Source organism: Lentzea xinjiangensis (assembly GCF_900110955.1).
Classification (GTDB): domain Bacteria; phylum Actinomycetota; class Actinomycetes; order Mycobacteriales; family Pseudonocardiaceae; genus Lentzea; species Lentzea xinjiangensis.
This window is the reverse complement of the sequence record NZ_FOFR01000029.1, coordinates 1-15531: the sequence shown is the minus strand read 5'-3', so window position 1 is coordinate 15531 and position 15531 is coordinate 1. Positions and strand designations below refer to the sequence as shown.

10 protein-coding genes and 7 pseudogenes are annotated in these 15531 nt (G+C 67.0%); 9 read left to right on the top strand and 8 right to left on the bottom strand.

The features are described from left to right. Nucleotides 1-105: 105 nt before the first annotated feature. The 4 genes and pseudogenes from BMW88_RS37285 to BMW88_RS37270 form a co-directional block, all read right to left on the bottom strand. A pseudogene (locus BMW88_RS37285) lies at nucleotides 106-1302 on the bottom strand (IS701 family transposase). A gap of 56 nt (nucleotides 1303-1358) precedes the next feature. Then, nucleotides 1359-2188, bottom strand: a protein-coding gene (locus BMW88_RS37280; protein WP_089960833.1) for an IS5 family transposase whose coding sequence is annotated in 2 segments (ribosomal slippage) — nucleotides 1359-1816 and nucleotides 1816-2188 — 831 coding nt in all. Because the reading frame shifts where the segments join, the coding sequence is not laid out codon by codon here. Nucleotides 2189-2529: 341 nt separating this feature from the next. After that, a complete protein-coding gene (locus tag BMW88_RS37275) occupies nucleotides 2530-3774 on the bottom strand; it encodes a glycosyltransferase family 87 protein (protein ID WP_089960698.1) in 1245 nt (414 codons plus the stop codon). Between the two features lie 312 nt (nucleotides 3775-4086). Continuing rightward, nucleotides 4087-4362, bottom strand: a complete 276-nt coding sequence (locus BMW88_RS37270) for a hypothetical protein (protein ID WP_143116436.1) — start codon at nucleotides 4360-4362, stop codon at nucleotides 4087-4089. 1390 nt (nucleotides 4363-5752) lie between these two features. Here BMW88_RS37270 and BMW88_RS37265 point away from each other — a divergent pair. Then, complete coding sequence (locus BMW88_RS37265) at nucleotides 5753-6196, top strand: DUF4383 domain-containing protein (RefSeq protein WP_089960829.1); 444 nt, start codon at nucleotides 5753-5755, stop codon at nucleotides 6194-6196. 84 nt (nucleotides 6197-6280) lie between these two features. Here the strand turns inward: BMW88_RS37265 and BMW88_RS44560 are convergent. Further along, nucleotides 6281-6454: pseudogene (locus tag BMW88_RS44560) on the bottom strand (transposase); the annotation flags it as partial. A 299-nt stretch (nucleotides 6455-6753) separates the two neighbouring features. Further along, a pseudogene (locus tag BMW88_RS37255) lies at nucleotides 6754-6940 on the bottom strand (lysine 2,3-aminomutase); the annotation flags it as partial. Between BMW88_RS37255 and BMW88_RS43770 the strand changes: the two are divergent. The 4 genes and pseudogenes from BMW88_RS43770 to BMW88_RS43765 all read left to right on the top strand — a co-directional run. Continuing rightward, nucleotides 6917-7629, top strand: a pseudogene (locus tag BMW88_RS43770) (SAM-dependent methyltransferase). The pseudogenes BMW88_RS37255 and BMW88_RS43770 overlap by 24 nt on opposite strands. Continuing rightward, entirely contained in the window at nucleotides 7626-7934 is a 309-nt protein-coding gene (locus tag BMW88_RS41405; RefSeq protein WP_143116435.1) for a hypothetical protein, read from the top strand. The pseudogene BMW88_RS43770 and the gene BMW88_RS41405 overlap by 4 nt, the downstream one beginning before the upstream one ends. After that, nucleotides 7931-8632 carry a Scr1 family TA system antitoxin-like transcriptional regulator gene (locus tag BMW88_RS37245; protein WP_245778324.1) on the top strand — a complete coding sequence of 234 codons (702 nt, stop codon included), beginning with the start codon at nucleotides 7931-7933 and terminating at the stop codon, nucleotides 8630-8632. Before BMW88_RS41405 ends, BMW88_RS37245 begins: the two co-directional genes overlap by 4 nt. 312 nt (nucleotides 8633-8944) lie before the next feature. Next, a pseudogene (locus tag BMW88_RS43765) lies at nucleotides 8945-9159 on the top strand (helix-turn-helix domain-containing protein); the annotation flags it as partial. A gap of 295 nt (nucleotides 9160-9454) precedes the next feature. On the opposite strand, the gene BMW88_RS37235 reads toward BMW88_RS43765, so the two are convergent. Beyond that, nucleotides 9455-10906 (bottom strand): mannitol dehydrogenase family protein, encoded by a 1452-nt coding sequence (locus BMW88_RS37235; protein WP_089960827.1) that lies wholly within the window; start codon nucleotides 10904-10906, stop codon nucleotides 9455-9457. An 830-nt stretch (nucleotides 10907-11736) separates the two neighbouring features. Here BMW88_RS37235 and BMW88_RS37230 point away from each other — a divergent pair. The 3 genes and pseudogenes from BMW88_RS37230 (at nucleotide 11737) to BMW88_RS37220 (ending at nucleotide 13186) form a co-directional block, all read left to right on the top strand. After that, nucleotides 11737-12339 carry an RNA polymerase sigma factor gene (locus BMW88_RS37230; protein ID WP_177221601.1) on the top strand — a complete coding sequence of 201 codons (603 nt, stop codon included), beginning with the start codon at nucleotides 11737-11739 and terminating at the stop codon, nucleotides 12337-12339. Between the two features lie 44 nt (nucleotides 12340-12383). Next, nucleotides 12384-12795 (top strand): annotated as a pseudogene (locus BMW88_RS43760) (MFS transporter); the annotation flags it as partial. 205 nt (nucleotides 12796-13000) lie between these two features. Next, a complete protein-coding gene (locus BMW88_RS37220; protein ID WP_143116434.1) occupies nucleotides 13001-13186 on the top strand; it encodes a hypothetical protein in 186 nt (61 codons plus the stop codon). 784 nt (nucleotides 13187-13970) lie between these two features. On the opposite strand, the gene BMW88_RS37215 is transcribed toward BMW88_RS37220, so the two are convergent. Beyond that, nucleotides 13971-14369: a PPC domain-containing DNA-binding protein gene (locus tag BMW88_RS37215; protein WP_218148367.1), complete on the bottom strand. Its 399-nt coding sequence runs from the start codon at nucleotides 14367-14369 to the stop codon at nucleotides 13971-13973. Between the two features lie 249 nt (nucleotides 14370-14618). Here BMW88_RS37215 and BMW88_RS43755 point away from each other — a divergent pair. Beyond that, nucleotides 14619-15531, top strand: a pseudogene (locus BMW88_RS43755) (IS3 family transposase); the annotation flags it as partial.

Here is a 15531-nt window from a genome sequence, read left to right as displayed (position 1 = left end):
GTTTGGCTTGTCTGCGCTGGTAGTGGCAGGTTTTTGCGCGGTGTTGGTGGCGTCTGCGCCAGTGGGACCAGGCCCACTGGTGGCTGCGGTGGTAGGCGGTGGTGATCAGGTGTGCCAGGAGACGCTTGATCTCTCCGAGTGTGAGCGGGATGAGGCCGCTGCCAGGGCTTTTGGGGCGATTGCGGCGGTGACGGCGAGGTAGGTGTGGGCGAGCATCGCGAGTGTGATGTGTCGGTACCAGGCGTCGTAGCGGCGGACCTGGTAGTGGTCGAGCCCGACCTCGGTCTTGGCGGTCTGGAAACAGTCCTCGATCGCCCAGCGGGCGCCGGCCACGCGGATGAGGTCGTCATCGGTGGTTCCGCTTGGCGCGCAACATAAGTAGTAGGCCAATTCGTGCTTGTCCCTGGTGTTGCGTGTGAGTGAGCGGCGGACCAGCAGCCAGCGGCGCTACCCCGGCGGGGCGGTGTCCTCGTAGACGGGCAGCGAGGCCACCGCCCAGTCGAACAGTCGTGGCCCCTTGGCTCCGTCGCCGCAACTGCGGCGTTTCCAGGCATCATCGGGTGCGTGCGTGGCCAGGGCGTCGGCGCGGGACGTGCCGCCGGCCGCGGGGATGGTCTGGTTGCAAGCCACGGCGACGACGTAGCCGATGCGCTGTTGCTCCAGCCAGGTACGGAATTTGCAGTCCTTGCCGTAGGCCTCGTCGGCGGTCACCCACGCCGCGGGGACCCCGGCGTCCAGGGCGCGGGCGAGCATCTGCCGTGCTTGCACGGTTTTGGTCGCGAACTCCACCTCCTCGGGGACCCCGGCGTCACGACAGCGGTCGCGGTTCTCGGTCCAGGACTTCGGCAGGTACAACTCGCGGTCGATGAGCGTGCGTCCTTTGCTTGTGGCGTAAGCAAGAAAGACGCCGAGCTGACAGTTTTCGGTCCGACCGGCGGTACCGGAGTACTGCCGCTGCACTCCGGCCGATCCAGTGCCCTTCTTCAGGAAACCAGTCTCGTCCACGACCAGCACGCCGTCGCGCTCGCCCAGGTGCTCGACGGCGTAGTCACGTACGTCGTCACGGACCCCGTCGGCATCCCAGCTCGCCGCGTTGAGCAGACGCTGCATGCCATCCGGGGTGGCATCCCCAGCAGCTTCGGCCAGGGTCCACCCGTTCTTGCCCGCCAATGGTGCTAACAAGCCCCGCACGTAGGCACGGGCACGACGTCGTGGCTCTACCCGGTGAAACCGCCCCGCCACCCGTCCGAACAGGTCGTCCAATCCCGCCGTCCAGGCAGCAAGATCCTCTTCAGTCAGCACAAGATCGGTAAGCTACACGAGATCGATCACGAAGTGCGGCTGGAGTATTAGAGGTCCTAACAAAATCGTTGGACGTGGCGGTAGCAGATGGTGCAGGTGGCGAGGCCGAGGAAAGCTTCGTGGATGTCGTCGCGGCGTTCCCAGCGGATGCGCAGGCGTTTCATGCCGTGGTACCAGGCGATCGTGCGCTCCACGACCCAGCGGACTGTTCCCAGGCCGGAGCCGTGGGACTCTCCACGGCGAGCGATCTGGGGCTTGATTCCCCTGGCGCGCAGGCGTCTGCGGTACTTGTTGTGGTCGTAGCCGCGGTCGGCGTAGACCGTCACCGGGCGCCGACGTGGCCGGCCCCGTCTGCCGCGCACGTCGGGCACCGCATCCAGTAGTGGTTCCAGACCGGTGACGTCATTGCGGTTGCCACCGGTGAGTAGGACCGCGAGCGGGATGCCGCCGCCGTCGGTCAGGACGTGGTGCTTGGAGCCCGGCCGGGCGCGGTCGACCGGGCTCGGCCCGCTTTTGGGCCGCGTCGAGCAGCACGGACGTGCGAGGTGTCGATCACGGCCCGGTCCCAGTCGAGCCTGCCGGCCGCGTGCAACTCCGCGAGCAGAACCTCGTGCAGCCGCGACCACACGCCCGCCTCGTTCCAATCACGCAACCGCCGCCAGCAGGTCATCCCGGAACCGAAGCCCAACTCCTGCGGCAGGAACTCCCACTGGATCCCCGTGTGCAGCACGAACAGAATCCCGCACAGCACCTGCCGATCCGGCACCCGCTTGCGACCAGGGTTACGCGGCCTGCGCGGCACCACCGGCAGCAACGGCTCGATCCGCTCCCATAGATCTCCGAGACGATCCACGGCGGCGACTGCCCCCTCCTCACGGCCAAACATGATCCACATCCGACACGTCGCACGCCAGCACGTTGATCATTCTGTTAGGGCCTCTTAACCTCTAGTAACAGGCGCGGCCTGGGAGTTGGGCGTCAATCACGACGCCCTCAAAACTGAGATCGGCACCACCGTCTGGGACGCCCGACGCGACGTGTTCGCTTATGTCGGCTACTGCAACCATCACCGTCTACATGCGACTACCGCACTCCGCACGGAGTCCGCGTCGGCTATCGTCAAGGCCTCGCTCTCAGTTGCCATACGGTGCGCTGTGCGACCGCCGCTCGATGCGAACCGTGGCTGCGGCGACCGTCCCGAAGGCGACGGAAGCCGTCGCCGGGCATTCACGATGGTGATCGACTCGCGTCCGACGCGGCCGCAGGAACGGGCTGAGCGACGGGTGGCTGCCCGGTTTGGACGGCGTGCCGGCGGGTTGAGGTCCACAGGCTCGTGATGGACCAGGCGGCGGCGCCCAGAAGGAGGGCGTTGCGCAGCGCCAAGACCACTGCGGCCAGTGTGTCCCGGTTGTGGATGCCGTGCCACAGCACGGGGAAGTGCAGTTGGGTCAATAGGCAACAGATGGCGATGAGCAGCGCTGCTGGTCGCTGGGTGGTGTCGGAACGGGTGAGGCAGGCTGCGGCCAGGCCTGTCGCCCAGATGAGGTACTGGGGGCTGAGCACCGGGCTGGTGACCATCGCGACCAGCACGATTGTCAGCGCCGCGTCGTAGGGCACGGCTGGGTGCCAGTCGCTGCGCCGCCACCAGATCACCAGGAACACTCCCGCGGTGAGGGCCGTCAGCCGACAGGTCGTCAGAGCGATGCCGACGAAAGGCCCGACCAGTTCCCAGGACCCGTAGCGCAGGACCAGTTCGGGACCGGAACCGGACAGGCGGTACAGCACCAGTGGCGTCGCTGCCACGGCTTCCACCTCCAGTCCGCGGTCGCGTTGGTGCGCCAAGAAGCCCAGTGCCCCCGGCATCGCCACCGTCGACCAGAGCTGCGTCTGTACCAGCACTGCGGTGGCAGCCAACGCCGCGAAGAACACGGGGCGGCCGCGCCGCAACCCACCCAGCGCGAGCAGCGGCCACACCTTGAGCACAGCTCCCGCACCGAGCAGCAGGCCGGAGACGAGGGGGCGCCTGTTGATCAGGACCGCGGCCACCGCCAAGGCCGTGGCCATCACGTCGATCCTGGTGAACCAGACCGTCCCCAGTAGGGGCGGCACCAATGCCCAGTACCAGGCACCCCCCGCGACCCCGCGCGTGGTGGCGCAGCGCCGCAACAGCAGCACGTGGACCGCCAGGTCGGCGATCAGCACCAAGAGCGCGAAGGCGTAGAGATAGGAGAAGAAGTTCCCGGTGACCAACCCCGGCACCGCCATGGGAAGAGCGGCTCCCGGTGGGTACTGCCACGCGACGTCCTGCGCTGGAAACACGCCATGGCTCAAAAACCGGGTCCACCAGGCGGAATAGAGGCGGACATCGGCAGCGACCAACTGCCGAGGGAAAGCCGGGTTGGACAGCATGGCGAACAGCACGGCCGCCCGCCCCACCGACCACACCGCGGTGATCGTCACCGATGTACGCATCGAAAGCTCCTATGAGCAGGTACGCACCGCGCCCACCGGCATGATGCAAGGAGGCAGAGACCCGGCAGTGCGACCACCTGCAGGCGCTCGGGCTTCATCGAAGGCAGAGGCCGGCGAGGGCGGCACCTCAGAGCGGGACCCGCGAGACGCGTGCCGCCGAGACCTGCACAACGACGCCGAGACGCGTCCGACCGCGCGGTTGGCCGTGGGGCGTGCTCTACCCCGCACCGGCTGTCGCTGGTGCGGGGCAGAGCACGTGGTACCTCTCGGCCCAACTGCGTGTCAGCCGAGCCCGCCGTCGGCAGCGGCGGCTTACGGAACCTTGGGCACAACGGTCGCCTCGGCGCCGACGCCCTTCAGGCCGGCCCCACCCTCGAACTCGCCTTCGACCGGGATCACCGGGGGCTGGACCTCGCCCGTGGCGCCGATGCCGGTCGGGTCCACCGTGACCTTGCAGTCGGCGACGGGGAGGTTGGGGCAGTTGACCGTCTCAGCGGAGCCGGTCGAGGTGAGGGCCAGGAGCATGACCGCGGGCACAGCGGTGGCGGCCACAGCCCCCACTGCCGCGGTGATACGGGTACGCTTCATAGCAGTTCCATTCCGCCTTCGGGTGCCGCATCCTCCTGCCAGGGATAGCGCTGCGGCCCTGAAGGCTGTTCTCGTTGGACGGGTGTTCGGTTGCGAAGGGCTCCCTGTCCGGCAGCCGTTGACTGTCTTCGAGCCCTTGCCTTGCAGACGTCCCAGTCGGCTCCAGTACGCAGAACTACTCCACCTCACACGCAGGATTCACCCGTACGGAGTAGATGAACGAGCATCCGGGCGACTTAGTGGCCAGCCGGACGGTTGGCCGGCCCAGCACGCCGCGCTTTACACAGTTCTGTGCTCCCTCGTGCTGATCACGGTTTTCCTGTCCCGCGCGGTTTCCCGTTACCGCCGAATCGGTGCCGGATAACGGTTGGAAGTGCGGTGGTCGCGCGCGCCGGTGACGCCGAGGAGAGCCCTTGGCGCTGGGCATCCTGCTCAGTCTCGGCACCGCCTCCGCCACCACCGAGACCGTCAACTGCGACGGCTTCCCGCTTCCGACAACCCGGTTCCCCGGTACTCCGGCTGCCAGGTCAAGGGAGCACCAACGGCGTCTCCGGCAGTGCCGCTGGCTCGCCGGGCAGGCCGACTGCCCGCTACCAGCGTCCCCGATCGTCCGACGATGGTCGGGTGGTCCGGGCACAGCGGGTGGCGACGACCATGGTGTTACGTGTTCTGCCGACATCACCCGAGCTGACCTTCTTTCGTTGTGAGCTGACCACTGCGCGACAAGGTTTAGAGAGAAGAAGGCATGGTGTAGAGGTACATCCAAGGCGGCCTGATGGCCGGTGATCTCCGGCGGGCTCGTACTGCTGGGCAGTCGGTCGCGAGTGCCGACATCGCCGACCGAGGTCCGTTGAGCCTGGGCGGGCTCGTCGGTTCGACCACCAACACCGTCAGCGGTTCGGCGACCGGTGGTTCCGGTGGAGACTCCGGCGACGGTGGCAACGCCACCAGCCACACCACCGCGCGGTGGGGGACTCCGGTGACTTGGCAAATCCGGGTCCACCGGTGGCAACTCGGCCTATGGGGTGTGCGTGCTGGCCGAGTGCATCACCCACGTCAGCTCGGGCGACTCCGGTGACCCGGTTCGACCGGCACCAGTGGCGACGCGGTTGATGCCAGCCACACCACTGGCAGCCACTCAGCCTTGCCGGGAATGGCGGCGACCCGGAGGCCCTGATTGGTCATCTGCGGTAACAGGTGGTGTTACAGCAGAACATATTTGGTACGAAGCGTAACGCCGTATCATCTGAGAAGGCTCGTTTCCCAGGCGATCCTGAACCTTCTTCCAACCGTGTCGAATTCGTTATTGCAGTCGGTTTGCCGATCGACGGTTCGGGTTATCCCTGCGCGGATTGCAGGAGTTCCGAATTCAATCGTTTTGGAGGACGCGATGTCCCGGGTCGAACACACTGCGCGCACACCGGTGCAGATGGCCGCACTGGTCGTCGGGGTGGTGTTCCTGCTGGTCGGTGTAGCGGGGTTCATCCCTGGCCTGACGACGAACTACGACACGCTGGGGTTCGCAGGCCACCACTCCGAGGCCCTGCTGCTGGGCCTGTTCCAGGTGTCGATCCTGCATAACATCGTGCACCTGGCCTTCGGCGTCGCAGGCATCGCCCTGGCGCGCACCGCCCGTAATGCCTATCTGTACCTGGTCGGCGGCGGGGTCATCTACCTCGTGTTGTGGCTTTACGGCCTGGTCATCGACCACGACAGCGCAGCCAACTTCGTGCCACTCAACACCGCCGACAACTGGCTGCACCTGTTTCTGGCCATTGGCATGATCGCACTGGGCGTGGTTCTGGGTAAGCGCACCCTGCCCGCACGCACCTGACCGCAGCACCACGTACTGACACTTCGTGGCGGCAGGTTCACGAACACCCTTCACCGGGCATCGCGAACCTGCCGCCGTCGTATCCCACAAGCGCACGATCGCTCGATAGCGGCCGCCCCAGACCTCGGTGAACTCGGCGAACCGCTCGCGGGCGGTGGCCTCGGTCGGCGCGGTGTAGACCGGCTTGAGCGCCTTGGTGATCGCGGCCCAATGTTGCCGGCCCGCGTAACGGAAACTGTTGCGCAGCAAGTGGACCACCGACAGCAGCGACAAACGCGAGGCGGATGTGCCGGACGTCGGGATCTTGGTTAGCTCCGCCCAGGAGGGATCGCCGTCGCAGGGGGACAGGCGCCTGTTTGACGGTAGGAACGAGCGTCACCGCGTACAAGACCAATGACTGACGAGACGCATCCATTATGGACTCTGGCGACTGTTCATAATGGACTCCCTGGGCCCTTTCTCGTCGAGACCCAGCGAGTCGCGATCGGTCTGAACAGGCAAACGTGCCGATGGGGCCGCCTTCGGAAGTTACTCCAAGAACGGCCCCATCGCGGCCGTCAGGTCTGGTCGGTCCACCACTTCTGGTCGGTCTCACCGAGCGTCGAGATCGTAGTAGGGGTAGCGACGGTCCAACGCCTCCGGGTCTTCGAGCTCGATCCCGGTGCGGTAATTCTTGGTCGAGTAGGAAATGCGCAGCTCACGGTAGTATTCGGCGAGCTGGTGCACCCACCGCTTGCCGACGTAGGCAAAGGTGATCGGCTTCCGGATGCCTTCTACCGCTTTTGTGCGGCGCGCGGTGCCGCACATGCTCACGGCCGGGATCGAGCAGGTCCTCGATCTGGGCGCCGGCTCGGCGGCGTTCGCCCCGTGCACGAACTCGCCCGGGCTGAGCAGCCCCGGGCCCGCGTCGTCTACGTCGACTGCGATCCCGTCGTCGTCGCCGGTCTCAGTCTGATCATCAAAGAGGACGATCGTGCACTGGAGTGATCGAGGCCGACCTGCGGGACGTCGAGAAAGTACTCGAACACGCCGCGACCAGTCGGCTGTTGGACCTGACGCGTCCGGTGGGTGTGGTGGCCGGGTCGGTGTTGCATTGCCTGCCCGGCACCGAGGACTTGGCCGCCGCGTTGGCGGCGTATCACGAGCGGCTGGCACCTGATTCGATGCTGGCCGCCTCGCACGCCGACGGCGCCGCGCTGGGGCCCGAGTTGGCCGCCGCAGTCGAGGACTGTCTCGCCGAAGCCCGGATCACCTTCGTGCACCGCACAGCTCGGCGTTTCGCCGACCTGCTCGGGCCGTGCCAACCGCACCCGGACGGTGTGGTGCCAATCGGCTGCTGGCGACCGAACGGCTTGACGCTGATCAGGCCCGAGTACTCGTTCGGTCACGCCGTGTTGGCCGAAGGTCTTCCCGGCATAGCGGAGCAGGCGTGAGCAACAGCAAGCACCTCATCGAACCGGCGATCGAAAGGATCGTCACCTTCATGCACACAACGACCATCGGCAAGAACCGCCACATCGTCGAGGCCGGACGCGGCACGACCGGCACTGGCCTGACGAAGTGTGCGGAGAATACTGGCATCGTCGCGCTGCCGACGATTTCCAATCGCTCACATCGCGTTGTGCACCATCGAACTCGCCTTGCGCTCTCGGCCGCCGACGTGGCACCGGACCACCGGTCGTCTACGGGCGTCAGCAGCCGGGGCAGCGCGGTTGGCCGAGAGGTTCGTTGTGCATGACGGCACTTGAACGATCGCGGCTGGCGAGGGAGCGACTCTCACGTGAGCTGCGCAGGCTGCGAACAGAGGTCAAGATGACCGGCGTCGCCGCCGCGCGTGCGACCGGAATGAGCCAGTCGAAACTGTCGAAGATCGAGACCGGCCTGCTCCTGCCTTCCGTGCACGACGTGGAGCGCCTGGTCTCCGAGCTGTCAGGTACACGCGAGATACGTCAGGAACTGGTGGAACTCACCCGCCAGTTGCACGACGAGGTAGAGATCAGGCGGGTGATCCTGGACCGGGGCGCCCATCGGCACCAGGAGGCCGTCGCCCTCATCGAGAGCCGCGCGATGACCAGTCGATTCTTCCAACACACACGCGTACCCACCTTGCTGCAGACCGAGGCCTACCGGCTCGCGGTCCATGGAAACACGCCGGCACGGGGGCAGGAAGCTGTGATCAACGCGCTGCAGGTTCGCCGCAGCCACATGGACGACCTCGGCAAGCGCTTCGTGTTCGTGCTCACCGAGGCCGTATTGCGCTGGCGGATAGGGCCTGCAGAACTGATGTGCGGGCAGATCGACCATCTGGTCGAGCTGTCACGAAGACCGAGCGTGCTTCTCGGCGTAGTGCCGTGGTCGGTGAACATGGTCACGGTCGCCCCAGCGGTTCCACGTATACGACGAACGGGTCGTCACGTTGAGCGTCCTGACCGGTAATGCCACCATCATCGACCCGCAGAATGTAAGTGAATCCTAGCGATGTTCGAACGGCCGCGGTGCGCGGAGAAAATGCTGAAGGACCTGCTGGACCAGATCGTGAGAGACCACCGCAAGCTCGGCTAACTATCGTCCTACCCAGGCGCGGCGTGCTGACACGGGGCCCTCGCCCGCTCGGGTCACAACTAATCTGGACGCGTCGTGACCGTTTGATCCAACATGCCAAATAGAAGTGAAGGCTGGCAGGCTCCCGCTTTGATGACGAATCGCTCAAAGTAATTCCTCATCACCAACCGCAAGGGTTTGGTAACAATGCTCACTACCCAAATCCTGAAGAGGGGTGCACGTATCAGTGGCGCTATAGGCGTCCAAGTCGCCGCCTATTTGAAGAGAAGATACGAAAGGGCGCCAGCGTCCGGGTACTGGCCGAGGCCACCGGCCGCTCGTGCGGGTTCGTGCACAGGGTCCTGTCCGAGTCAGGCGTGGTGCTGCGCCGGCGCGGCGGCGCCATCCGCACCAAACCAAAGCCTGATCGCCCACGACAGCGGCTCGCGATACCAGCCCGGCGGGTTGGACGTGGTGGTGGTTGCGCGGCACGGTCGTGACCGTGCCGCGCGGCTTCTGCATCCGCGAGGCGACGACTCCCACCGTGGAGGCCGTGATGACGTCAACGGACAGGTAGCTCTTGCCTGCCCGTCAACGAACTCGAAGGTCTGGAACTGGCTCCGGCGTGTGAGCAGGTGCGCGAGCTCCAGACCGGCAGAGGTGATGTGATCGGGGTTCGGTGGCGCACGGGTGTCCAGGCGTCCTCCCGGTCGGTGGTCAACGGGCTTCCAGCAGCGAACGCACGGTGTCCTGGACGCCATTGTGGTCCAGTGCGGCGACGAACTGTCCAGTCTGCGCCACGATCTGCTCGTCCTCGGCGAGATCGCCGAAGATGTCGGTCAGCGACAGCAGCAGGTGCGGGTCGGAGCCACCGCGTTCGGCTAATGCGCGCAGTTCCTCCGCACGGGCGTCGTGGACCTCGATCGGCCTGCCGCCGAGGTCGGTGCCGCGCAGGTACCGCAACCAGGCCGCGACGGCGAGGGTGAGCAGTCGCCGTGGGCGACCTGCGGCGCGCGCCTCCCGAAGCGAGGGCAGCACGCAGTCGGGCACCTTCGTCGACCCGCGGCGCCCCAACCGGGACAACCGGTCGCTGATGGCCGGGTTGGCGAACCGGTCGAGCAGGTGGGTGATGTACGGCTCCGACTCCATGCCGGGCACGTCGGTGGGCAGCAGCGGTGCGACCTCCTCGCGCATCAGGCGCTCGGCGAAGGCGGCCAACGCCGGGTCTGCCATCACCTCGTCGAGGCGGTCGTAGCCTGCCAGGGAGCCCAGGTAGCCCAAGGCGCAGTGCGTTCCGTTGAGCAGTCTGCTCTTGATCAGCTTGTACGGCGTCACGTCCTGCACGTATCGCACGCCAACCTGGTCCAGCGGTGGCCTGTCGTTGCAGAACGCGTCCTGTACCACCCACTGGGTGAACGGTTCGGTGATCACCGGCCAGCGGTCCGCGACGTCGAATTCGTGGGCGAGCTCGACACGGTCCTGCGGTGTGGTCGAGGGCGTGATCCGGTCGACCATGCTGTCGGGGAACGTCACCCGCTGCTCGATCCACTCGGCCACTTCCGGCCCGCGTCTGCGAGCCGAGGTCATGGTGGCCCGCCGTGCAGCTCCTCCGTTGTCGGGCAGGTTGTCGCACGACAACACGGTGAACGGGGCGATTCCCGAGCGCCGCCGCTGGTCCAGTGCGTCGACCAGCAGGTCGAACACCGAACCCGACCGTCCTTGCGCGTCGTCCACGGCGTAGCCGTCGGCGGTGATGGTCAAGGTCACCAGGCGGATGCGAGGGTCGGCCAGGCGGTCAGCCACCGCCTGGGGCTGCTCGGCTTGTAACAGGCACTCCACCACCGAACCGATCACCCGCGCGGTGCTGCCTTCGGCGTCGCGCTGGACCACGGTGAACAGATTGTCCTGCTCGTCCAGCACGTCGGTGATCTCCGGACGGTGCACCCCCACCGCGACCACCCCCCAACCAGTGGCACCACGTCGCGCCAACTCGTCGAAGTAGACCGCCTGGTGGGCCCGGTGGAACGAACCAGCTCCGATGTGGACCACCCCCGCGACCAACGCGGATCGGTCATAGGTGGGTACGGCGGCACACCCATCCGCGATGTCGGCCACAGTCTCGTCGTTCAACGGCACGGGGGAATCGGAACTGCCCGAGGGATTCGACATCATGTCCTCGAAGAATGTGGGGAGGGGAACCGCTCGCGCTCGGATGCCCACCACATCACCCCAAGTAAGCGATTAACGGGCCGATTCACTCGAAAGAGACCCACGGCGCGCTCCGGACGGGTCGCGTCACGGCACAGGCTAGGAGCCAAGACCGACCGCCCGCGGTGGCGACGAAGTTCCGACCCTCGGCCGTACCGGTCCTGGCGCCGACGTACCCGGTTCGCGCCCGCGCATGCGAGGCGTTGACGACCGTCGTGTTGAACTCCAGCACTTTAACGCCCTCAGCGGATCCAGTAGCGCTTCGTGCAGTGCGGGCCACGCGGCCGGCCTCAGCCCGGTGCCGCAACCGCCGCCACCACGTCACCCCGGAGCACCCGGACACCGACGGGGCGGCTCCCGTCAGGTGGGGCCGGTCTTGAGTATGAACACAATCCCGCCCGCGCGGCTCGGTCGTCCATCGGCAACGGGCCCGGACTGCGGTACCGCTGCGGCACGAGTGGGCACCAGCGGTTCGACTCACCGCCACAGATCGTCGGGCACCACTCCTCGATCACCACTCCGGCGTGTGACAACACGACAGTGCTGGACATCGCCGATCGAGTCATCCCGAAACAAGTTGCCATTCGACATGCAGCGGCTCACAGGCAATTCGTGAGCGCAATTCGCGTTGCCATGCCGTGCGCCAAACCTTCTTCGCCGAATTACCCACGATCGTGTCAATTGTGCCGTGTTGACGTCACGGCGGTGAGCATCTCGGCGACGTCGTTCACGCGATGGCGGTGCGATCGCGGCGAACCGGGCACCACCGGTTGACCAGCAGGGAGGTCGTTGTGACGGAGTCCGCTGATCTGGCTGCGGTGGTGGAACAGGTGGTCCGGCGGTTGCGGCGGGAGGGGTTGTCGCGGGCGGATGCCGAGGACTGCGCGCAGGAGGCGCTGCTGGCGCTGCTGGTCCGCCGGGCCGATCCGGAGGCGGAGCCGGTGGCGGCGGTGCGAGCGTGGTTGACGGTGGCCGCGCACCGCAAGCTGCTGGACCGGTTTCGCGGCGCCGATCGGGAACGGCGAGCCTTGGCTCACCCCCGCACCGCGGCGCCGGACGGACCCGACCCCGCCGACGTGGTGACCGACCGGGATCTGGCCTGCCACCTGGTCAAGGCGCTGGACGATTTGCCCGAGGACACCCGCGCGGTGTGCCGGTCGGTGGCTGCCGGGCTGGGCACCGAGGACATCGCCGCCCAGTTGGGTCTGACCTGCCGCTCGGTGCAGTCGCACCTGACCCGGGCCCGTCGCCTGCTGCGCCACCTCGCCGCCGGGGCCGCCGTCACCCTGTTCGGGACCGTCGCGCAAATCACCCGCCACACGGCCACCGCCACACGGCCACCGCCACGGCGGCCACACCGGTCGCCGTGGCCGCCGCCACCGCGGTCTGCCTGACCGTGCTGCCCCACTTCATCGTGGTTGGTGGCGGGGCTTGACGTGGTGCACTCCTCGGCGCCCTGCTGATCGCGCGCTGGCGCGCACGTGCTCAGGGGTGGGCCGCTCTGGCCGGACTCGCCCTCTACGGGTTCGCCCCGCTCAGCCTGCTCCTGCCGGTGCACCCCGTCTTCGTCGTCGCCGCCTACGCGCTCGCCGGCGCGGGCATCGAGCTGTTCAACGTGCAATGGTTCACGGCGACCCAGCGCGAGGTCGCGCCGGACAAGCTCGCGAGGGTGTCCTCTTGGACCTCCTGTTGTCCTACGGCCTCGCACCCGTCGGCTCGCGCTGATCGCACCGGCAATCCAGGAGTTCGGTGCGACCACGGTTCTGGCTGTGTGCACGGTGGTGTGCTTCGCCGCGCCCGCGGTAGCGGCGTTGGTTCCCTCGTCCCGTGATTTCCAGGTGCAGCGATGAACGACTTCGCCGTCGTGCCCGATCGGTTCCACGCCAACGACCCGCAGGCCCAGTGCGCCCTCACCGAGACCGGCGCCGTGATCCTCACAGGCCTACCTGTCCGTCCCGGCTCGCTCACCGTCGCTGCCGCGATGCTGTCCGGCACCACGCTGCGGGAGCTCTACCCCACCGCACCCGCCGCTCGGTCGACGGCGCGGTGGAGCCCTTGCACGCCGACAGCTTCGACGTCGTCGTCGACATCGCGGGAAGCCCGGTGCGGCGCCGGCGCCCCCACGAGGACCACGTCCTCGTGCTGCTCGCCGAGCAGGCACCGTCTGGCGGTGAGTCCTTCGTGCTGGACGCACACGGCTTCACCGACTTGCTGGCACCCGATGCGGACCTTCTTCGCTGACGCCGATGTCGACCCTCTACGGCCGCTGGGCAGGCACACGCGGCCTCCCCGCGACGCCCAGAGCCGGCAGGCACATCGAGTACACCCGCACCGGCCGGCGCATCACCGCCGCACGGACGGCGCTATCCCGCTGCACCGCGACCCGCCAGCGAGCACATCACCACCATGCTCGCCCGCCTGGACACGGAGGTGGAGCGCGCCCAGGCGGCGTTGCCCAGGTTCCGCCTCGACTTGGGGAGATTCTCGTGCTCGACAACTACCGTTGCTGGCACGGCTGTGAACCGCACACCGGTGAACGCACGGTTCACATCCAACCTCGGCGGACCGACAGTGCCAAGTAGTCCACCCAGTTGTTGGCGCTGGCAGCCGAAGACGATCGACGAAGGACTTCAGCTGTGCAGCAACACCGCCGCCTTGATCGGCTCGCCGGCGACCAAGGCGACGGAGGGCGGACAGGCCTCGGGCGCTGCGGGGTTGTCGGAAATCTCCTGTCAGTGCACATCCAGCGAATACATCTCCGGAAGAACATCGCTCGCAATCGCCGGCGTCACCCCGGTTTTCGGTGCATCCCCGCGAGCCGACTGGCATCGAGACCGTTCGGCGGTGGAACGACCGATCCGTCGCCGCCTGTGGAACGTGCCAGTCACTGGCGCGAATGCTGAGCGAAGCCACGACCGGGAGGTGCACCTCGACCTCAAGCGTGTCGCTTCTCGACGCTGTTCCGGACGAACGCCTCTCGGACGGATCAGTGCGGCGAGTGCAACTGCGGTTCAACCAGCGCAAACTACCCGTCGAGGTCGAGGAGTGTGAGGCCGAGGTCAGGCCGGTACCGCCTGCGCAGTTCGGTGTGCGACTCCGTCACCATGACCTCGAGCGTGGGGCGGACGGCGGCGCCGAGCAGGTGACCGCCGCGGGTCGTGCCGTCGCGCAGGCCCAGCACCACGTGGGCGTGCAGGGCGAGCGTACCGTCGCTGTCCCGGCCGATGTCGCCGATGAGGGACAGGACTTCGGTCTGCTCGTCCACCGGGTTGCGAACGTACTGTTCCTCGTCCAGGTCGAAGAACCCGAGCATCGCACTGCGAAAGCCGCCGAACGCAGTCACCGCAGCGGCAGTGATCCCGTGCTCCTCGGCGAACGCCACAAGCGCTTCGCCCACTTCCTCCTCGGGGTCGACCGCCACCACGAACAACCGCGGTGGGCCGGACTCCAGTAACTTGGCAGCGACCATGACGCCCTCCATCCTCGTGTACGTTGAACGAAGCGTGCCCGCTGCAGCGCGAGACAAACGCACTTGGGGTGCGCGTGCTTTCTGGTCAGGCGGCGAGGAATGAAGGACGAGAAGAAGCCGCCTGCAGTGCGCGAAAGGGTCTGCTGCACCGTTAGGTGACATCTGAGTTGGCTTGCCGTGATGGTGAGCTGGGAGGATGTCGCTGTGCCCAAGCCTTACCCTCAGGAGTTCCGCGACGATGTCGTGCGGGTCGCTCGTGACCGTGAGCCCGGTGTGACGGTCGAGCAGATCGCGAAGGACTTCGGGGTGCACCCGATGACGTTGTTCAAGTGGCTGCGCCAGGCCGAGATCGAGGAAGGTGCCAAGCCGGGTGCGAGCCGGGTCGAGTCGGCTGAGCTGCGTGAGGCGCGTAAGCGGATCAAGCTGCTGGAGCAGGAGAACGAGGTCCTGCGCCGCGCGACCGCGTACTTGTCGCAGGCGAACCTGCCGGGAAAAGGCTCTACCCGCTCGTGACGGAGCTGGCCGCGGACGGTGTCCCGGTCGCGGTGACGTGCCGGGTCTTGGGCATCGCTCGACAGCCGTACTACCGGTGGCGTGCCCGGCCGGTCACCGGCACCGAGCTCGAGCGGGCTCATCGGGCGAACGCGTTGTTCGATGCGCATCGCGATGATCCGGAGTTCGGCTACCGGTTCCCGGCCGACGAAGCCCGCGACGCAGGCCTGGCGATGGCGGATCGGACCGCGTGGCGGATCTGCTCGGCCATGGGCTGGTGGAGCGCGTTCGGCAAGAAACGCGGCCGCAACGGCAAGAAGACCGGTCCGCCGGTGCACGACGACCTGGTCCGGCGTGACTTCACCGCCACCGCGCCGAACCGGCTGTGGCTGGCCGACATCACCGAACACCGCACCACAGAAGGAAAGCTGTATCTCTGCGCGATCAAGGACGCCTGCTCCAACCGGATCGTGGGTTACTCCATCGACTCCCGGATGAAGTCCCGCCTCGCCGTCACCGCGCTCACCAACGCCGTCGCGAGACGTGACGAGGTCGCCGGCTGCGTGGTCCACACCGACCGCGGATCGCAATTTCGTTCCAGGAAATTCGTCCGCGCGCTCGCTCG

Excerpts from the sequence above, each read along its gene's own strand:
- BMW88_RS37275 (WP_089960698.1), bottom strand. The coding sequence starts at position 3,774 with ATGCGTACATCGGTGACGATCACCGCGGTGTGGTCGGTGGGGCGGGCG.
- BMW88_RS37270 (WP_143116436.1), bottom strand. The coding sequence starts at position 4,362 with ATGAAGCGTACCCGTATCACCGCGGCAGTGGGGGCTGTGGCCGCCACC.
- BMW88_RS37265 (WP_089960829.1), top strand. The coding sequence starts at position 5,753 with ATGTCCCGGGTCGAACACACTGCGCGCACACCGGTGCAGATGGCCGCA.
- BMW88_RS37245 (WP_245778324.1), top strand. The coding sequence starts at position 7,931 with ATGACGGCACTTGAACGATCGCGGCTGGCGAGGGAGCGACTCTCACGT.
- BMW88_RS37235 (WP_089960827.1), bottom strand. The coding sequence starts at position 10,906 with ATGTCGAATCCCTCGGGCAGTTCCGATTCCCCCGTGCCGTTGAACGAC.